Source organism: Paenibacillus gyeongsangnamensis (genome assembly GCF_027533625.1).
GTDB lineage: Bacteria > Bacillota > Bacilli > Paenibacillales > NBRC-103111 > Paenibacillus_G > Paenibacillus_G gyeongsangnamensis.
This window is the reverse complement of the sequence record NZ_JAQAGZ010000001.1, coordinates 253,390-268,902: the sequence shown is the minus strand read 5'-3', so window position 1 is coordinate 268,902 and position 15,513 is coordinate 253,390. Positions and strand designations below refer to the sequence as shown.

Annotated in this window: 10 protein-coding genes; all 10 read right to left on the bottom strand. The window is 56.7% G+C overall.

Going from position 1 to position 15,513, the window contains the following annotated elements; all coding sequences use genetic code 11:
• Positions 1–15: 15 nt before the first annotated feature.
• The 10 genes from iolD to O9H85_RS01160 all read right to left on the bottom strand — a co-directional run bounded on the left by iolD (position 16) and on the right by O9H85_RS01160 (position 15,394).
• Positions 16–1,881, bottom strand: coding sequence for a 3D-(3,5/4)-trihydroxycyclohexane-1,2-dione acylhydrolase (decyclizing) (iolD, locus tag O9H85_RS01205; RefSeq protein WP_269879443.1), 1,866 nt, complete (start codon positions 1,879–1,881; stop codon positions 16–18).
• A 349-nt stretch (positions 1,882–2,230) separates the two neighbouring features.
• Positions 2,231–2,386: a hypothetical protein gene (locus O9H85_RS01200; RefSeq protein ID WP_269879442.1), complete on the bottom strand. Its 156-nt coding sequence runs from the start codon at positions 2,384–2,386 to the stop codon at positions 2,231–2,233.
• Positions 2,387–2,456: 70 nt separating this feature from the next.
• A complete protein-coding gene (locus O9H85_RS01195; protein ID WP_269879441.1) occupies positions 2,457–4,199 on the bottom strand; it encodes a prenyltransferase/squalene oxidase repeat-containing protein in 1,743 nt (580 codons plus the stop codon).
• A gap of 20 nt (positions 4,200–4,219) precedes the next feature.
• Entirely contained in the window at positions 4,220–4,927 is a 708-nt protein-coding gene (locus tag O9H85_RS01190; protein ID WP_333474129.1) for a hypothetical protein, read from the bottom strand.
• Between the two features lie 56 nt (positions 4,928–4,983).
• Positions 4,984–5,931, bottom strand: coding sequence for a sugar phosphate isomerase/epimerase family protein (locus O9H85_RS01185; protein ID WP_269879440.1), 948 nt, complete (start codon positions 5,929–5,931; stop codon positions 4,984–4,986).
• A gap of 15 nt (positions 5,932–5,946) precedes the next feature.
• Positions 5,947–6,819 (bottom strand): carbohydrate ABC transporter permease, encoded by an 873-nt coding sequence (locus O9H85_RS01180; RefSeq protein WP_269879439.1) that lies wholly within the window; start codon positions 6,817–6,819, stop codon positions 5,947–5,949.
• A gap of 28 nt (positions 6,820–6,847) precedes the next feature.
• Positions 6,848–7,705 (bottom strand): ABC transporter permease, encoded by an 858-nt coding sequence (locus O9H85_RS01175; protein ID WP_269879802.1) that lies wholly within the window; start codon positions 7,703–7,705, stop codon positions 6,848–6,850.
• A 138-nt stretch (positions 7,706–7,843) separates the two neighbouring features.
• Positions 7,844–9,448 (bottom strand): extracellular solute-binding protein, encoded by a 1,605-nt coding sequence (locus tag O9H85_RS01170; protein WP_409348080.1) that lies wholly within the window; start codon positions 9,446–9,448, stop codon positions 7,844–7,846.
• Between the two features lie 345 nt (positions 9,449–9,793).
• Complete coding sequence (locus tag O9H85_RS01165; RefSeq protein WP_269879437.1) at positions 9,794–12,034, bottom strand: helix-turn-helix domain-containing protein; 2,241 nt, start codon at positions 12,032–12,034, stop codon at positions 9,794–9,796.
• Positions 12,035–13,267: 1,233 nt separating this feature from the next.
• Positions 13,268–15,394 carry a TIM-barrel domain-containing protein gene (locus O9H85_RS01160; RefSeq protein WP_269879436.1) on the bottom strand — a complete coding sequence of 709 codons (2,127 nt, stop codon included), beginning with the start codon at positions 15,392–15,394 and terminating at the stop codon, positions 13,268–13,270.
• Positions 15,395–15,513 lie beyond the last annotated feature (119 nt).

Sequence of the window (15,513 nt, the reverse complement as noted above, 5' to 3'; positions counted from 1 at the left end):
ATCGGCCTCTCCGATTTAATAAGGCCTCGCCGCTTGGATGCGCGCTTTCATCTCCTGGTGGGCCGCCAGCACTTTACCGCTGACGGATACCTCCGGCACGCCGACGTTCCACCACGATTCGTAGCCGTCCGTGTTCGTACCCGGAACGACCGAAATTTCGATCAGCGTCGTGACGCTTTCCTGCTTCGCCAGCTGAAGCGCCTTCTCCAACTCCTCCGCCGTCTCCGCCTTGTAGGCCTTCGCTCCGAGCGCCCGGGCATGCGCGGCAAAATCAATCGGGAGATACCCGCCCGAAAGACGACCCGTGGAAGCCTCGCGGTAGCGGAATTCGTTGCCGAAGCCGTCGCTGCCATGGCCCCGCTGCAAATTATGGATGCATTGGAAGCCATGATTGTCGAACAGCAGCACGGTGATTTTGCGTCCCTCCTGCAGGCTTGTGACCAGCTCGGAATGCAGCATCAGGTAGCTGCCGTCGCCCACCAGCGCATAAACCTCGCGGAACGGGTCGGCCAGCGCAGCCCCGAACGCTCCGCTCACCTCGTAGCCCATGCAGGAGAAGCCGTACTCCATGTGGTACGTCTTCGGCTCGGCCGACCGCCACAGTCGGTGCAAGTCCCCCGGCAGGCTGCCTGCCGCGCAGACGACGACAGAGGACGGATCGATCGTCCGGTTGATCACGCCGAGCGCCCGCGTCTGCGCGAGACCCGCTTCATGCTGCACGTCATACAGCCGGTCCACTTCGGCGTCCCACTTCCGCTTCAGACCGGCAAACTCGCCTTCCGCATAGCCGCTGCGGTAATCCAGCGCCGTCAAGGCTTCCTGCAGCGCCGTAAGCGCTTCCTTTGCGTCGGCGGTAAGGGCCGTCCCGTTCAGCTTCACGGAATCGAAGCCGCTGACGTTGATGTTTATAAACACGACCTCAGAATTGGCAAAGGCGGACTTGGACGCCGTCGTAAAATCCGAATACCGCGTACCGACGCCGATGATCAGATCGGCTTCCTTCGCGAGCCGGTTCGCGGCCAGCGCCCCGGTCACGCCGATCGCACCCATATTCAGCGGGTGGTCCCAGGGCACAGCGCTTTTCCCGGCCTGCGTCTCCGCCACCGGAATGCCGAACGCTTCGGCGAAGGTCCGAAGCTCTTCCGTCGCTCCCGAATAATGTACGCCGCCTCCCGCCACGATCAGAGGCTTCCGCCTGCCCGCCGCCAGCTCGGCCGCACGCCTCACCGCTTCCCTCGCCGGAGGGCGCCGATCCATATAATGCACCTTCTTCTCGAAGAACGCAGCCGGATAATCGTAAGCCTCCGCCTGCACGTCCTGCGGCAGCGCCAGCGTCACCGCTCCGGTCTCGGCCGGATCGGTCAGCACCCGCATCGCCTGCACCGCCGCCGTCATCAGCTGCTCGGGACGGACGATCCGGTCCCAATATTTGCTGACCGGCTTAAACGGATCGTTCGCCGATACAGTGTAATCGCCGGCTACTTCAAGCTGCTGCAGCACCGGGTCCGGCTGTCTCGTCGCGAAGTTGTCGCCCGGCAGCAGCAGCACCGGAATCCGGTTGACCGTCGCCGTTGCGGCCGCCGTCACCATGTTGAGCGCTCCCGGTCCGATCGACGTCGTGCAGGCGAAGATTTGCCGGCGGTTCCGCTGCTTCGCGTAGGCCGCGGCGGCGTGAACCATGCCCTGCTCGTTTTTGCCCTGGATATAGGCCAAATCCCCCGCGCTCCGCTCCAGCGCTTCTCCGAGCCCCGTCACGTTGCCGTGTCCGAAAATGCCCATCACGCCTTTGACGAATTTCGTTTCCTCTCCATCCACCGAGACATACTGCGCGTCCAAAAATTTCAGCAGCGCCTGGGCCATTGTAAGGCGAATCGTGCTCATAGCCGTCTCCTTTCCTTTGCCTGAAATAAGTTAACCGCTTAACCCGACAAAAAAGAAACATTATTTAGTCCAAATGAAATTTAAACCGCTTTCTCTTCTTTCTGAATCCCAGTTCATTCCAGATGTTAAGCAAACTGGGTAAACCGCTTAACTTGATAATACACCATCTCCTGAGCATTGACAATGCTTTCTTTTCCAGCTTATGCTCCCTTCCCGGGATTATGCAGGAACCGCCGCTGCTTACAATTCAAAAAGGGGCCGTCGAATCGTACTCCGTCCGGCCCCATCCCTTAATCCTCCTGCGGCGTCAGTCCGCGCCTCAGCTTCGCCACTTCCGTGCCCGCGAGTATCATAATGCCGATGCCGTGGCGGCCGTACGCCCGTCCACGCAAATCGCAGAAGACTCGCCCCGGAGCCGAACCGCGCTACCGCCGAGACGGTCCGTCTGCAGGCTGGTCCAAGCGTAAGCCGCTTTACCCGGACGGCGTCCGAACAGCCGCTCCAATGCCAGCAGCTCCCGGAGTCCGTCCTGCCAATCCTGCTCCGGCAGCCAGCACCGTCAGCAACCTCCCCTTTTACAGCAGACGCACCGTAAAAGTCCGGTCGAACGGCGTCACCAGATTGATATGTACATATTGGCAGCCCTGCGGGTGAGTGTCCTCGCGTACCTCGGATACGAAATGCTCTTCTGCGCCAGGCGAGATTTCGATGGCATTCTCCCCGGCTTCGTAGCGTGCAGCGCCTTGCTTCAGCACGTACCGGCCCTCTTCTCCCGCCGGCCGTAGTCCGTCTCCGCTGAGCGTCCCTTCCGCGCCGAGAATAAACGTCAGCTGCGTAATGACGTCCTCCCGCTCGTCGGAACGGATGCGGATGCTCCACTCCGCTTCTCCCGGCGTCAGCTCGGCGGTCAGCCGATGCGTTTGTACATGCGTCATCGGACGGTGCTGGTGCGGCAGCAAATACCAGGGACTAGGGCGGCCGGCGCCCGCCCGCTCCGGCAGATGCTGCTTCGGTAGCGGTCCGGTGTATCCTTTTTCCAGCTCGACCCCCAGCTCATAACGGCCGTCTTCCATGACCAAATCCTCGAACTTGACGACGCCCGGCGAGAAGGACGTCGACAGCTTCACCCCCAGCAGCCGCACCTTGCCGTGCCTCAAGGAGAAGAAGGACGGCGTTCTCGCCATGATCGTGACGCTAGTGTCCGCTTCCCGCAGGCGGACGACCGGTGCGCCGAAGGCCAGATGCATGCTGCTGTGCTGAATCTTCATATGATGGCCGACGCTGTCAATCCGTCCCAGATGTTCGCCAATGGGATGCGCGGCGTTGATCCGCTTCACGTAGCGGTCCGGCAGGGGCGCGCGTTCCAAGCCGCTGATGTCCGTTTCCCGAGGATAAACGAGAAGCTGCAGCATCGCGTTGTTGTTGACCCCTTCAAGCCCTTTGATGAACGAACCGGCATAATCAGCCATCGCGGCGAACAACGGATCCCGGTCATGCGCCGCCATGAACCGGTAAGACAGAAAGTACGTCGCCATATCGTAGGTGTGGCCGAAATCCTGCCGACCGGAATAATCGGTCACCACTTCTCCCGAAGGGTGCACGAGATATACCATCATCCTCAGGTTGCGCCGTACGGCTTCCAGCAGCTCGGGACGGTTCAGCACGCGGCCGGCGTGGTACAGCGCGATGTCGCTCACCGCATTATAAATGCCATTGCTGCGCTCTGTCCATTCGCCGTCCTCCGTTATATCGAGTCCTTCCGCCAGCCACTCTTCCGCCCTGGCGACGAGCTCGGGAAGCCCGAAAATCTCGTACAGCAGCGACAGCGCAGCCGTTATCACCCAGCGATGGTTCGGCGTATGACAGCCTCCCGTGAGCATGGCCGGAACGGTGCGCTCCAGGAATCTCTTCAGCTTCGCCGCCGCCGGCTTCACCGGGTCCCAATCATGACCCTCAAGCAGCCGGTACATTTGCGTCACGCCGCCGACCACGAATGCCGTATCGGGCGGCGAATTGAAATTCGTCGAGCCGAGCGAGACGGTTCCGTCCGGATGCTGGCGGTTCAGCATGAAATCGGCGGCCCGCTCGAAGGCGTCGAGAAGCCCCGGGTCATGGTAATATCTCGAATCCGGATTAACGAGTGCGCTAGCCCAGCAGGCCATAGCGCTGGGCGTCCCTCCATGGTTCGGCCGCGGAATCCCCGTCGCGTCCATGATGCCCCCGACATACTTGGACTCCGTATCCCGCACCTGCTTGATCAAGGTCGATTCCGTCACATCATCGTATAATTGCACCAGCTTCCGATAAGTCGGCTCCATCTCCACATCCCCTTTTCCGGTTAGGCTTCCTCTTGTTCTTTCCAAGGTTCTTTCTCAGGTTCTTTCCAAGGTTTTTTCTCCGCTTCCTTCCGCTCTCTCAGCCGCTTCAGCTCCCGCGCGATCCGCAGCGGAATTTCTTCAGCCAGCGTTGCCCACGGTACGAACAACTCCGGCCGAAGCCGGTATTCTTTAAATTCCATAGCCGGCTCAAAGGCCAGAGTCTTTAGATGTCGCTCCACCAAACGGTTCGTCAATTCGTCAGTGAAGAACGCACCTTTGAACATGTCCGGTACGGTTAAGCCGTCCCTTCCCGCCTCTTCCATACAAGCCGTACGCCAGTCGGGAAGAAGCTCGAACACTTCCGCCAAAGGGGAGAACGCATGCTTGCCCGGCTGCGAGAACAACCGGACATGCGTCCCTTCCGTCAAATTGCTGCGGTTCTTCAGAAGCGCCTTCAAAGTTTTGCCGTGAAAGCTGGCCTCCGCGTCCCAAACCTCTCCGTCCTCGCCCACAAACACCCATATATGCTCCAATTCATATAGATGCTGGATGTCATAGTCCCAATAAATCGCATATTCGATCACAGCCAGAAGTCCGCGGACGTCAAATCGAATGTCTCGGCGGAACGAAGACGAAGCCCCTGGCCGGCGCCAAACGCTGACGCCTACGCGAACTCTGGGGAGGATATTGGCCTCGCAGTCGTGGCTCAAACGGCTCCCGGCGGTCAAAAAGCAGCACCGGCGCATATTTCAATGCCAATATCTCATCCCGCACTTAGAATCACCTAAACCTTCATCCCTTCGATTTTGCCGGTGATCAGCTTATGGCTCTCATGTATTTCCTCCGGCGTGCACGCCGCCTTCAGCTCATACACCTTCACCCGGGCAAGATCGATCGCTTCCAGAAAATGATCGAAGAACTTCAAATCCTTGCTGTGCACATAAGGGCACCAATGATCGGACAGCTCCAGCGTTTCATGAATGTGGACGCCATAGATATAGCGCTTAACCTGTTCGAGCTCCGCCAGATTGTCGTACAGTCCCATCCGGTCCATCATCATCGCATGGCCGATATCGTACCACAAGTAAACCGGCGCCCCACGAAGCTCATCGCAAATCGCCTTTGCTTCCATCAGCGTCGGCATCTGATAGCAGCGGGAACGCGTCTCGATCCCGATCGCCACGTCCCAGCCCTTCTTCGCCGCGTGCTCCGCGGCCTGCTCCAGGCTATCCCGTATGCGCCGCGCATATACCGGACCGAGCCGCTCGCGCCGCTCCAGCATCTCGCTCCACAGCCTGCGGTATTCCGCGGAGTCCTTGCCGTACTCCCGGTACAACCGTTTCAGCTCCGAGTCGATGTTGTACTCGAATGGCACCTCGCCCGGATGGACGACTACTGCCTTCACCCCGTACCGGTCGGCATAGTCCATCGAGCGGATCAACAGCTCCACCGACCGCTGCCGTTTGGCTTCGTCATCGAAGCCGAGCATGACCGAATCCGTATCGTAGTCTTTATCGCCCATGAACGGGAATACGTTATGCACGCTGGATACCCCGATCTCTCCTCGTTCAATCATCGGCTCGATCGTCTTCATCAGCTCTTCGGTGACGTTGTAATTCAGCTCCACCTGGCGGAAGCCGAGCTCCTTGATTTCCTCGATCATTTCCCGCCCGACCGTATGCCGCTTAATGTTCCAGCAGGTCGAGAAAGAATAAACGCCTTTATCCTTCATAGCCCGTCAGCCCCCTTAGCCTTTCACCGACCCCAGCATAATACCGGATACGAAGTATCTTTGCAGCCACGGATAAACGACCAGTATTGGCACAGTCGCCACGACGATGCTCGCCGCCTTCAGGCTTTCCGGCAAAATTTGCACGATCTGGGCGCCCTCCGCCTGCATTTGATCCGTCATCATGCTGTTCATGATCATTTGGTACAGCTTCAGCTGCAGCGGATACAGATTCGGATCGGTGATGTAGAAGAGCGAATCCATAAACCCGTTCCACCGGTTCACGGCATAGAACAGGCTGAGCGTCGCGACCGCCGGCATCGACAGCGGAAGAATGATACGGATCAGCGTGCCGAAATGGCTGCTGCCGTCCAGCTCCGCGGACTCCTCGAGGCTTTTCGGAATCCCGCCAAAGAACGTTATCAGAATGATCAGGTAGAATGGGTTAATCAGCAGCGGCAAAATAAGCGACCAGATCGTATTGACCAGATGCAGCTGCTTGACCAGAATATATTCGGGAATGATCCCCCCGCTGAAGAACATCGTGAACACGATCAGGTACATGAATAGTTTCCGGCCCTTCAGCTCCGTCTTCGTCAGCGGATAAGCCGCGCAGATCGTCATTAGCATGCACAGCACTGTAAACAGCACCGTCAGTCCTACCGACAGCCCGAGCGAGCGGATCATGGCCGCATCCTTCAGCACCCGGCTGTACGCCTCCCAATTGAGGTCGATGGGAAAAATCGTCACGAAGCCGGACAGAATCGGCTTGTTCGAGCTGAGCGAGATCGAGACGATATGCAGAAACGGCGCCAGACACAAAAGCAGACAAATGATAAGCAGTACGACATTCACTCCGTCAAAAATCCGGTTCCCCGCTTTAGCCTTCATAAACGCACTCCTTTCGTAAGACAAGCTGCTAAAGAATGCCCTCGTCCGTCGTTTTCTTGGAAATGTAGTTGGACGTCAGAATAAAGACGAGCCCGACCACCGCCTGGAAAAAGCCTACGGCCGTCGCGACCGAATATTCACCGGTCTGCATCCCCATCTTGTATACGAACGTGCTGAGCACCTGCGAGAAATCGGCTACCGTCACGTTGCCGATGACGAACGGCCGGTCGAAGCCGATCTGCACCATTTCACCGAGCTTCAGAACCAGCAGCACCACGATCGTAGAGCGGATGCCGGGGAGCGTGATGTGCCATATTTTTGCAAAACGTCCCGCGCCGTCCACATCCGCCGCCTCGTACAGCTCTTTGTTGATTGCCGTCAGCGCCGCCAAATAAATGATCGTGCCCCAGCCCGCGCTTTGCCAGATCCCGGTGCCGAGATAGGTGACCAGCCAGTAATATTTATCCGATAGGAACGGAATCGGTCCGATCCCGAAATTGCCGAGCAGATGGTTGACCATACCGGAGTTCGTGGAGAACGCCTGGTACACGATGCCTCCGATAATGACCCAGGAGATGAAGTGAGGCAGGTACAAAATGGTCTGCGACAGCTTCTTGAACCAGAGCGTCCGCAGCTCGTTCAGCATTAACGCGAGCACGATCGGCGCGGGAAACGAAAAGACCAGATCGAGAAAGTTCAACATAAACGTATTGCGGAGCGCCAGGTAGAAGGCGTCCATCTTGAAGATTTGCCGGAACGTATCCAGGCCGATCCAAGGACTCTTATTGATGCCTTGAAAGAAATTGAAATTTTTAAAAGCGATCGTCACGCCGTACATCGGGCCGTATTTGAATACGAGGAAATAAGCGATGGGCAGCAGCAGCATGGCATACAGCTGCCAGTAACGAATCAAATAAGCTCTTCCGCTTCTCACGCACTCTCCTCCTTGTAGCTTCGTCTTCTCCGGCTCCTGCACAGGAGAGCGGACCGCTCCCCCTTGCCGCCGTTTTATGAACCGTGCCGCTTACTTCTTCATCGCTTTATAGGCTTTCGTACGTTCCTTCTTGATTTCCTCGCCGCCGCTCGACAGGTAGTCCTTCAGCGCCGCGTCGTACACTTTATCGAAATCCGCCGGTTTGGCCATTGTGCTCTTGACGATCAGCTCGTCGTATTTATCCTGCAGTACTTTGCCGTACTTCACTTCAGACTGGATCGGCTTCTCGAACCGGAGCGGCGGAATGCCATCGGCCAGGCCGTTCTGATACGCTGCGGCCGCGTCCTTGCGGAACGCTTCCGGTACCGCGAGAGCCATCGCCTTCAAATTTTTGTCTTTATCGCCGAGGTCCAGTCCGTTGGATACGAGTCGCATGTCGCCTGCGTTGTAGAGCAGATTTTTCGTCGCGTCTTCGTCCTTCAGAATCGGAATGCCGTCCTGCAGCGTATAGTTTTTGCCTTCCTCGCCGTTGGTGAGGCGGTTCAGCACGTCCTTCTGCGCCATCCAGTTCAAATATTTCATGGCCGCTTCGCCGTTCTTGCTTGTCTTCGGAATCATGATGTACATGCCTGCAGGCTGGTAAGCCGGTTTGGAATGCTTGCCTTCCTCGTTCGTGTACGGATCGATCGGAGTTACCTTCGCGCCCTGAATGTTCTTCTGGAGCACGCCGATGATATCCGGCGCTGTTCCGTAGCTTTGCCCCGCATCTTCCGCATACATGCCAACTTTGCCGGTCATGACGTCCTGCTGCAGCTTCTTCTTGTCCTTATCGAGCGCAAAATCCGGGGAAATCAAGCCTTCGTTATACAGCTTGTTCAGGAATTGCACGCCTTCCTTGTGTCCGGGCATGAGCGTCGGCCGGTCTCCGGAGCCGAGCAGCTGCATCAGCGTATACCGCTCTTCGTCCGACGTCTTCTTGATGAACGGCCAGATGATCGGTTCGATCGAGGCCGGTGCGAGCGATAGCCCGAGCGGGATCGTGCCGCTGCCGCCGGCGTTCTTTTCCTTGAACGCCTTCAAGGTGTTGTACACCTCCTGGGTCGTCCTCGGAACCGGAAGCCCCAGCTTGTCGAGCCAGTCCTGCCGGATCATGGACGAATATTTGCCGAGGTAGACCCGTTTGGCCGGAATCGCGTACTGTACGCCGTCGAATTTGCCGTAATCCAGCGTATCCTTCCCGAGGTAACTCTTCAGGTTCGCGCCCCACGCATCGATCAGCTTGCCGAGATCCATCAGGCCTCCCTGCTGCACATATTTATAGACGAGGTTCGGATCGTAGGTAAACACGATATCCGGCGCGTCGCCGCTCGCCATAAGGACGTTCAGCTTATCGACCTCCTGGGCCCGCGGAACCGGAATATATTCAAGCTTGATATTGTTAGGATTGCCGAACGTTTCTTGAACCCACTTGGTAACGAGATTTTTCGTTACGGTCATGCCGGCCGGCGAATTTCCCCGGTCGAACACCTCTACCTTCAAGGTGAGCTGGGCTTTGGATGCGCCGTCTCCGCCGGAAGCCGCCCCGGCGCCCGCCTGCTCCCCCTTGGTGCTGCAGCCCGCCAAAAGTCCGAATGCCGTTGCCGCCGCAAGAACCGACGCGGCACCGCGTTTAAGCGTTTTCTTTTTCAAAGTCATTCATCTCCTTCGCTCAATAATCCGGTGTTCGCACGCGGCGCCGACTGTGCGGCTGCCCGGGCCCGCTCTGGATTTAAATCCGTTATACAGGCTCCGCCGCCATAGGGTCAACCAACATGATTCTTCAGGGTAAACCGTTTCCCGGAATGCCCGAAAAAGCCCGGCCAACCGATTTCCGGTTGACCAACTTTTTGGTCATGGAGCGTTACAAACCGCATAATGACGAGGCTTTCCCGCTCTTAAAGCTAGCCTCGGAAGCCACTGTTCGCTCTGCTGACCGACCGGCCCGGTGCCCGAATGCAAACGAAGGCGCCGCATGATTCCATGGGAGCCTTCGTTTCATTGCTATGAGGTTCGCATATATTTGCGGTAATCCCCGGGCGTAACCCCGACGACCTTCTTGAACGTCCGTCCGAACGAAATGGAATGCGTATAGCCGACCTTCTCGGAGATGTCCTGAAGGGGCAGCTCCGTCTCCAGCAGCAGCTTCTTCGCGTGCTCCATGCGCAGATTCATCAGGAAATCCACGAATTTCAGCCCGTATTCTTCCTTGAACAGATGGCTGGAATATTTGGCGTTCACGTTAAATTCATTGGAGATCAGGTTCAGGGACAAATCCGGGTTGGCATAGTTTTCTTCAATATACCTGCGGATCTCGCTCATCAGCTGATGATGGTTTTTGGACTCCCGGAGCGCGATATAATGCCCGTGCAACCGGGTAAGCGACGAGACCAGAACCGGCAGCAGCTCTTCCAGCGTTTCCGACGCCTCAATCGCCCCGGAAAGAGCCGGAACGGTCTCATCGTTCCAGTAGGCGAGAATCTCGGGCGACAGGCCTTCCATCGTCCGCTGCAGCAGCCGGGTAAAGTAACGGAGCAGTTGACGGATGTCATCGTCCTTCAGCACGTCCGTCTCCAGCTCCTGAGCAAATTGCTCAAGCTGCACCTGCCAAGCGGCGTCGGCGATCCGGAATTCTTGATTCATCGCATCCATCCGCTGATAGTATTTGTGCGTATCTCCAGCCTCGCCGTCCAACTCGCCATAGCGGATCACTTTATTGCTGCCGGCCGACATTTTATAATCCAGAACCGTTAACGCTTCCTGGTAAGATTCCCGCACCGCTTCGTGCCGGGAGACGGCCCGTCCGAGTCCGAGCGTGAGCGTGATTTTTAAATTGACCGCGACCCAGGTACGGAACCGGTCGAGCAGCTCGGCGACGGCCTCCGGTTCGCTCTGCTCCTCCTTGTGGATCAGCAGAAGGATGGCCAATCGGCGGTCGGAAATCCATTCCGCCCATACGGTAAGCCGCTCTGGATCGGAAAACTCATGCACCACATTGGTCAGCGCGAACTTGAGCAGCTGCCGGTCGGTTGCGCTATAGTTTTGCTGGAACGCCGCAAAAGCGTCGATCTCCGCAATGCCGGCCATCAGCTTCAAGTAATGGCTTGGGAGCTTGAACCGGCCCATAGAGGCGGCCCACTCCTGCTGCGGTATCGCGGCAGGCCCTTCCGTAACTTCATGAAAAAACTGCTTCCGCCGGACGATCAAATCCTCCTGAAACTGCTTTTCGTACCGGATCGTCTGGTCCATCAGATTATCCAGCACCTTGCCGATGAAGGAAAACTCGTCGCCGCCCTTCAGCGGGCTCCTGCTTTGGTAGCTGTTAATCTGGGCCATGATGCCTTCGATCGGCTTGTAATTTCGGCGCGTAACATAAACCGTATAGACGATGCTGAAGAGAACCGTCGCCAGCCCGATCCCGATCCAAATGCGGGAGATGGCGGAGACCCAGCTGAAAGTACGCCCTCCCTTGATCCCGCTCATGAAATGCCAGCCGATTACCTTGGAGTCGAGGCTCGTAATGACCGTTCCCTTGGAGGAGCCCGTTTTGCCGCTGACGGCAGGGTCCGCCTGGGTGACGGGATAGACCTTCAGCCCCCTTGCATCGGTAATGTCCATGAACGTAATGTCCGGGTTGATCATTTCGTCCACAATGCGCAGCAGAAGGTCGACTCTGACGTTCACGACGATGATGCCCTGGTTCCCGAAGGGAATCAGCGCTTTTTTGCTTAACGAAATAACTTTGTCCTTGGGCTGGAGGCTCAGATTCGAGTATTCCCGTACAGGCGACCAACCGGCATTCTGGGGCTTCTCCAGGGCTTGGGCTATGAAGTCCTTGTCCTGAAAGCTGTCCAGCTTCTCCACCGCATTCGTCGTCAGCACCACCCGGTCTTTGGCGCGGTACAAATAAACCGAATGAATCAGTGGGTTATCGTCCATCATTTTATGCATTTCCTTAGAGGTTTCATAGTATACCGTGCCGGGATCGGCCGTATCCTTCATTTCGAAAAAGTTGTAAATCGCCGTACTGTTCCCCGCTTCCTCCAGCATGACCCGCTCTATTCCTTTCAGAGAGGTCTCCATAGAATCCGTCACATATTTGGAGAATACGCGGTTCGCTTTCTCGGTTTCTTGGATGGAAAATTCGCTGAGCATCGATACGGCGATAAAAATGATGACGCTTACAGTAATGAAGAGAATCGGAAAATACGATAGGAGTAATCGTTTGTACCAAGTCTTGTTCATGCGCCTGATGCTCCTTGGTTCCATACTTCCGCAGTCATCTAGAACCGGACGGAGAAGCCGTTCGCCGGAATGGAGATTAAGCGGTTTACTTATTATAGCTTGTATCCGCTTTCCGCGGCAAGCGGTCTGTTGTTATGCCTTAGCGGTTAAGCGCCTTTCAACACGATATACGGTTTGTTATACTTGAACGTGTTTCGGCGTATAGGCGACGTCGTTAGAAGAATCGATTCCCTATACGCTTGAATGGTTCAGGGGAAACTCCAAGCTTTGAAAGTCCATTCCTCCAGATCAAGAGTATCGCAAGCTCTTTAAATCTTTTCATTGAAATTGTCAAGGGATTTCTCTTTACTATTCTAATGAAATTCTAATAAAGTCTAATCCTGCCACGATATAACTGAAATTATTAGACTAGCGGTAATTTATGGATGACGATGATGTGTTATGATGGATTCGTGACCAGAACATCCACCGTGGATTATGAAGAGCTGCCAACTCGCAAAATTCAAACCTGGAGGATCCTATGAATTTGGTTAACCAAACGCAATACCCTATTAAATACTTAGACGAACAATGGATTCATCTCATGATTATCGCACGAAACTCGGGATTTACCGAAAAAGAGATCCGGGATTTTTTCCAGGACCGCAAGATCGAAAAGATAGATGAAGCATCCGGATAGCAAGTCTCGGACCGCTCACCCAGGATAAACGCCTACGCCGTTCTTGTCTTACAAGGACCAGCGCGTTTACCAAGGTTGATGCGAAGCTATAAGTTACGAAAACTTATAAAGTCTTATCAACCCAGGATAAACGGCTACGCCGTCCTTGTCTTACAAGGACCAACGCGTTTACCAAGGTTGATGCGAAGCTATAAGTTACGAAAACTTATAAAGTCTTATCAACCAAGAAGAAACTTAGGCTGCCGCGGATCATCCATCGGCAGCCTAAGTCTTGTTACAAAGCATTCGTTTTTTAGGCGGAGCCCGTCTTCTTTACAAGTGCATCCTTATTCAACTCTTGGAGCATAGCTTGTACGCCTTTCCAAGCTGATGCGTTCCCTCCTACGAGAGGTCGCGGGACGCTTTGGATTTGAGCATCATCTGCAGCAGACACTCCATTGCTTGAAGAGTTGGTCGGTTCTTCCTTTGCCCGTCGGCTCCTCAAGCTGTTTAGCAGCTCATCGAGCAGATTGCGGATCGCCACTCCCTTTCGAGAGGCTCCTGGGTCTTTCGTTTCAAAATGAAGGAAGCTGCGTCAATCCGAAGCGCCATTCCACTTCGCCGAAGGTCGACGGGAATGCCGCATCGTGCGAGGACAGCTCGCCCGTCCAGTTTCCGTCCGCTCCTTGTTTCACGACTGCCTTGCGCCAAATACGGCGGCCTTCGCGGTATTCCTGCGTCCGGCCGTCATCGTCATACAGATGCGCTTCCCCGCCGGATTGTCCGAAATGGCAAAGGATCAGCGGCACCTGCTCACCCGGCTTCGGCGCATGGTCTGCGGCGGCGGTCATCGGAAGGATGGCGCCGTCCCGTACGAACACCGGAATATGCTCCAGCCCCGGGGCTACGCGTACGACAGACCCGCCTTCGAAGGCTTCGCCCGTTTCAAGCCCATACCAGCGGCCTTCCGGCAAGATCACGTCGCTCTCCGTCTCTCCCGCAAACAGCGGCGCAACGAGCAGATCGTCGCCGACAAGGAACTGATCGTCCCATTCCCGCTTGCGCGTTCCGCCATAGGCGGCTTCCACCGTATCGAGCTTCTTCTCCTGTGCTTGCCCCTTCTCCGCACCGCTCGAATAACCGGAGCCTGCCAAGGGCATCGCCCGGAACGGAGGCGTTCCATCCTCGTAATAGCGGGCAAACGCGGTGTACAAATACGGCAGCAGCCGCATGCGCAGCCGGATGTAATGCCGCACGATATGCTCCACTTCAGGGAAGCTCCAAGGCTTCGTTCCGTCTCCCCAGGCATTGAGCATCGCCATCGGCGAGAAGCAGACGGATTGCATCCGGCGTACCCAATCCTCGGCGCTGGCGGCCTTGCGCACCTCCGGCGTCCACAGCAGACCGCTGAAGGAAGCGTTGCAGAGCGCCCGCACGAACTGCCGATGGTCGTACAGATCCGAATACAGGACGTAAGGCAAATTCGAAGCTCCGGTACCCGATGCGCGAACGAGCCCGTACGTTCGCTGGTTATCGTTCTCGTACAGCTGGGCCGTCATCCGCTGGAACAACAGACCGTACAGCTGGCGCATCTGCTCGCCGTCCGCGCCGGACGGAAATTCGGCATGCGCCGGGAACATCCAGGAATTGTTCGTCAGCTCGCTGCCGTCGCACTCATCGAGCTTATAACCGGATACGCCGATAGATACATGCGCTTCCCTGTGCAGCCGTTGGTATATATTCCGGGCTTCTTCGAGCGTATAATCCGGGGCAAGGCCCGCCCATACGGAGTAGGTGCCGGAGAGCGGCCGCAGCGGCTCGTAGACAGCCGCTTCCGGAGAAACATACGGATGCTCCCACAGGTTGATGCGGAACCCTTCGTCCGCCATTTCCTTCACGAAGGCCGCAGGCTCCGGAAACCGCTCCTTGTTCCATTCGTACGTCACCGGATAGCTCTTGCTGTGCCAGCCCGGCTCAAGCCCGATGACGTCGCACGGGAAGCCGCGCCTCCGGAATTCCAGCGCTTCTTCCTTCACCTGGTCTCCGCTGTATAGCGTCGGAACCCGGTGCCAGAAGCCGAGCCCCCAGCGCGGCGGAAGCGTGCCGCCCCCGTTGAACAGGTTGTACCGGCGGACGACCTCAAGCGGCGTGCTCCCTCCGAACACGTAGACGTCCGCTCCTTCGGCTGGAAGCAGCCATTCCATCGTCTCCGAAACCGGCGTCGCCTTCCACCGGCTCCTATCGTTGTTCCGGTCAATCGCCTGCTCCGGAGCCGTTTCCTTCTCCTTCATGCTCGACCCGCAATATACGGTAACGATTCGGGACGTGTCGATCAGCACCCCGTAACCGCGGTCGGAAACGATAAACGGAACCGGTGCGTGCGTTTCCCCCGTATCCTGCTTCGGATCGCTGTTGACCCGCAAGTATCGGGTGCGGCCGCGGTGGTTCATCCGCATGAAATGCAATCCCAGGCCGTACAGCTTCTCCTCCGGGGTCAAGGGTACGCGGAGCAGTGCGCGCCGGCTGCTGCCTTCGCTGCTTGCCTCCGCAAGCGGGAATGCCGCTTCCGGCATTTGCCTTAGCGCTTCCGTTCTGGGTTTTATGCCAAGGACGGACAGCGGCGTTAACGGTTCGGGACGCCCGATCGTCGTCTTCCACACCCCGGGCTGAACTTCGTTCCAGGTAAGTTCGTAAGGTTGCAAGGGTAAGCCCCTCCTTCGCTTTAGTTCTGAACCTCCGGTTAAAACTTATACTTTCTGATCTTAACAAAAAGGGGCTGAACCTGGCTTTGGCTTATGGTATACTATTTGCACGATTCTAG

Bases quoted from the DNA above. Each gene is read 5' to 3' on its own strand.
- iolD (WP_269879443.1), bottom strand. From the start codon at position 1,881: ATGAGCACGATTCGCCTTACAATGGCCCAGGCGCTGCTGAAATTTTTG.
- O9H85_RS01195 (WP_269879441.1), bottom strand. From the start codon at position 4,199: ATGGAGCCGACTTATCGGAAGCTGGTGCAATTATACGATGATGTGACG.
- O9H85_RS01165 (WP_269879437.1), bottom strand. From the start codon at position 12,034: ATGAACAAGACTTGGTACAAACGATTACTCCTATCGTATTTTCCGATT.
- O9H85_RS01170 (WP_409348080.1), bottom strand. From the start codon at position 9,448: ATGACTTTGAAAAAGAAAACGCTTAAACGCGGTGCCGCGTCGGTTCTT.
- O9H85_RS01185 (WP_269879440.1), bottom strand. From the start codon at position 5,931: ATGAAGGATAAAGGCGTTTATTCTTTCTCGACCTGCTGGAACATTAAG.
- O9H85_RS01180 (WP_269879439.1), bottom strand. From the start codon at position 6,819: ATGAAGGCTAAAGCGGGGAACCGGATTTTTGACGGAGTGAATGTCGTA.
- O9H85_RS01175 (WP_269879802.1), bottom strand. From the start codon at position 7,705: ATGCTGCTGCTGCCCATCGCTTATTTCCTCGTATTCAAATACGGCCCG.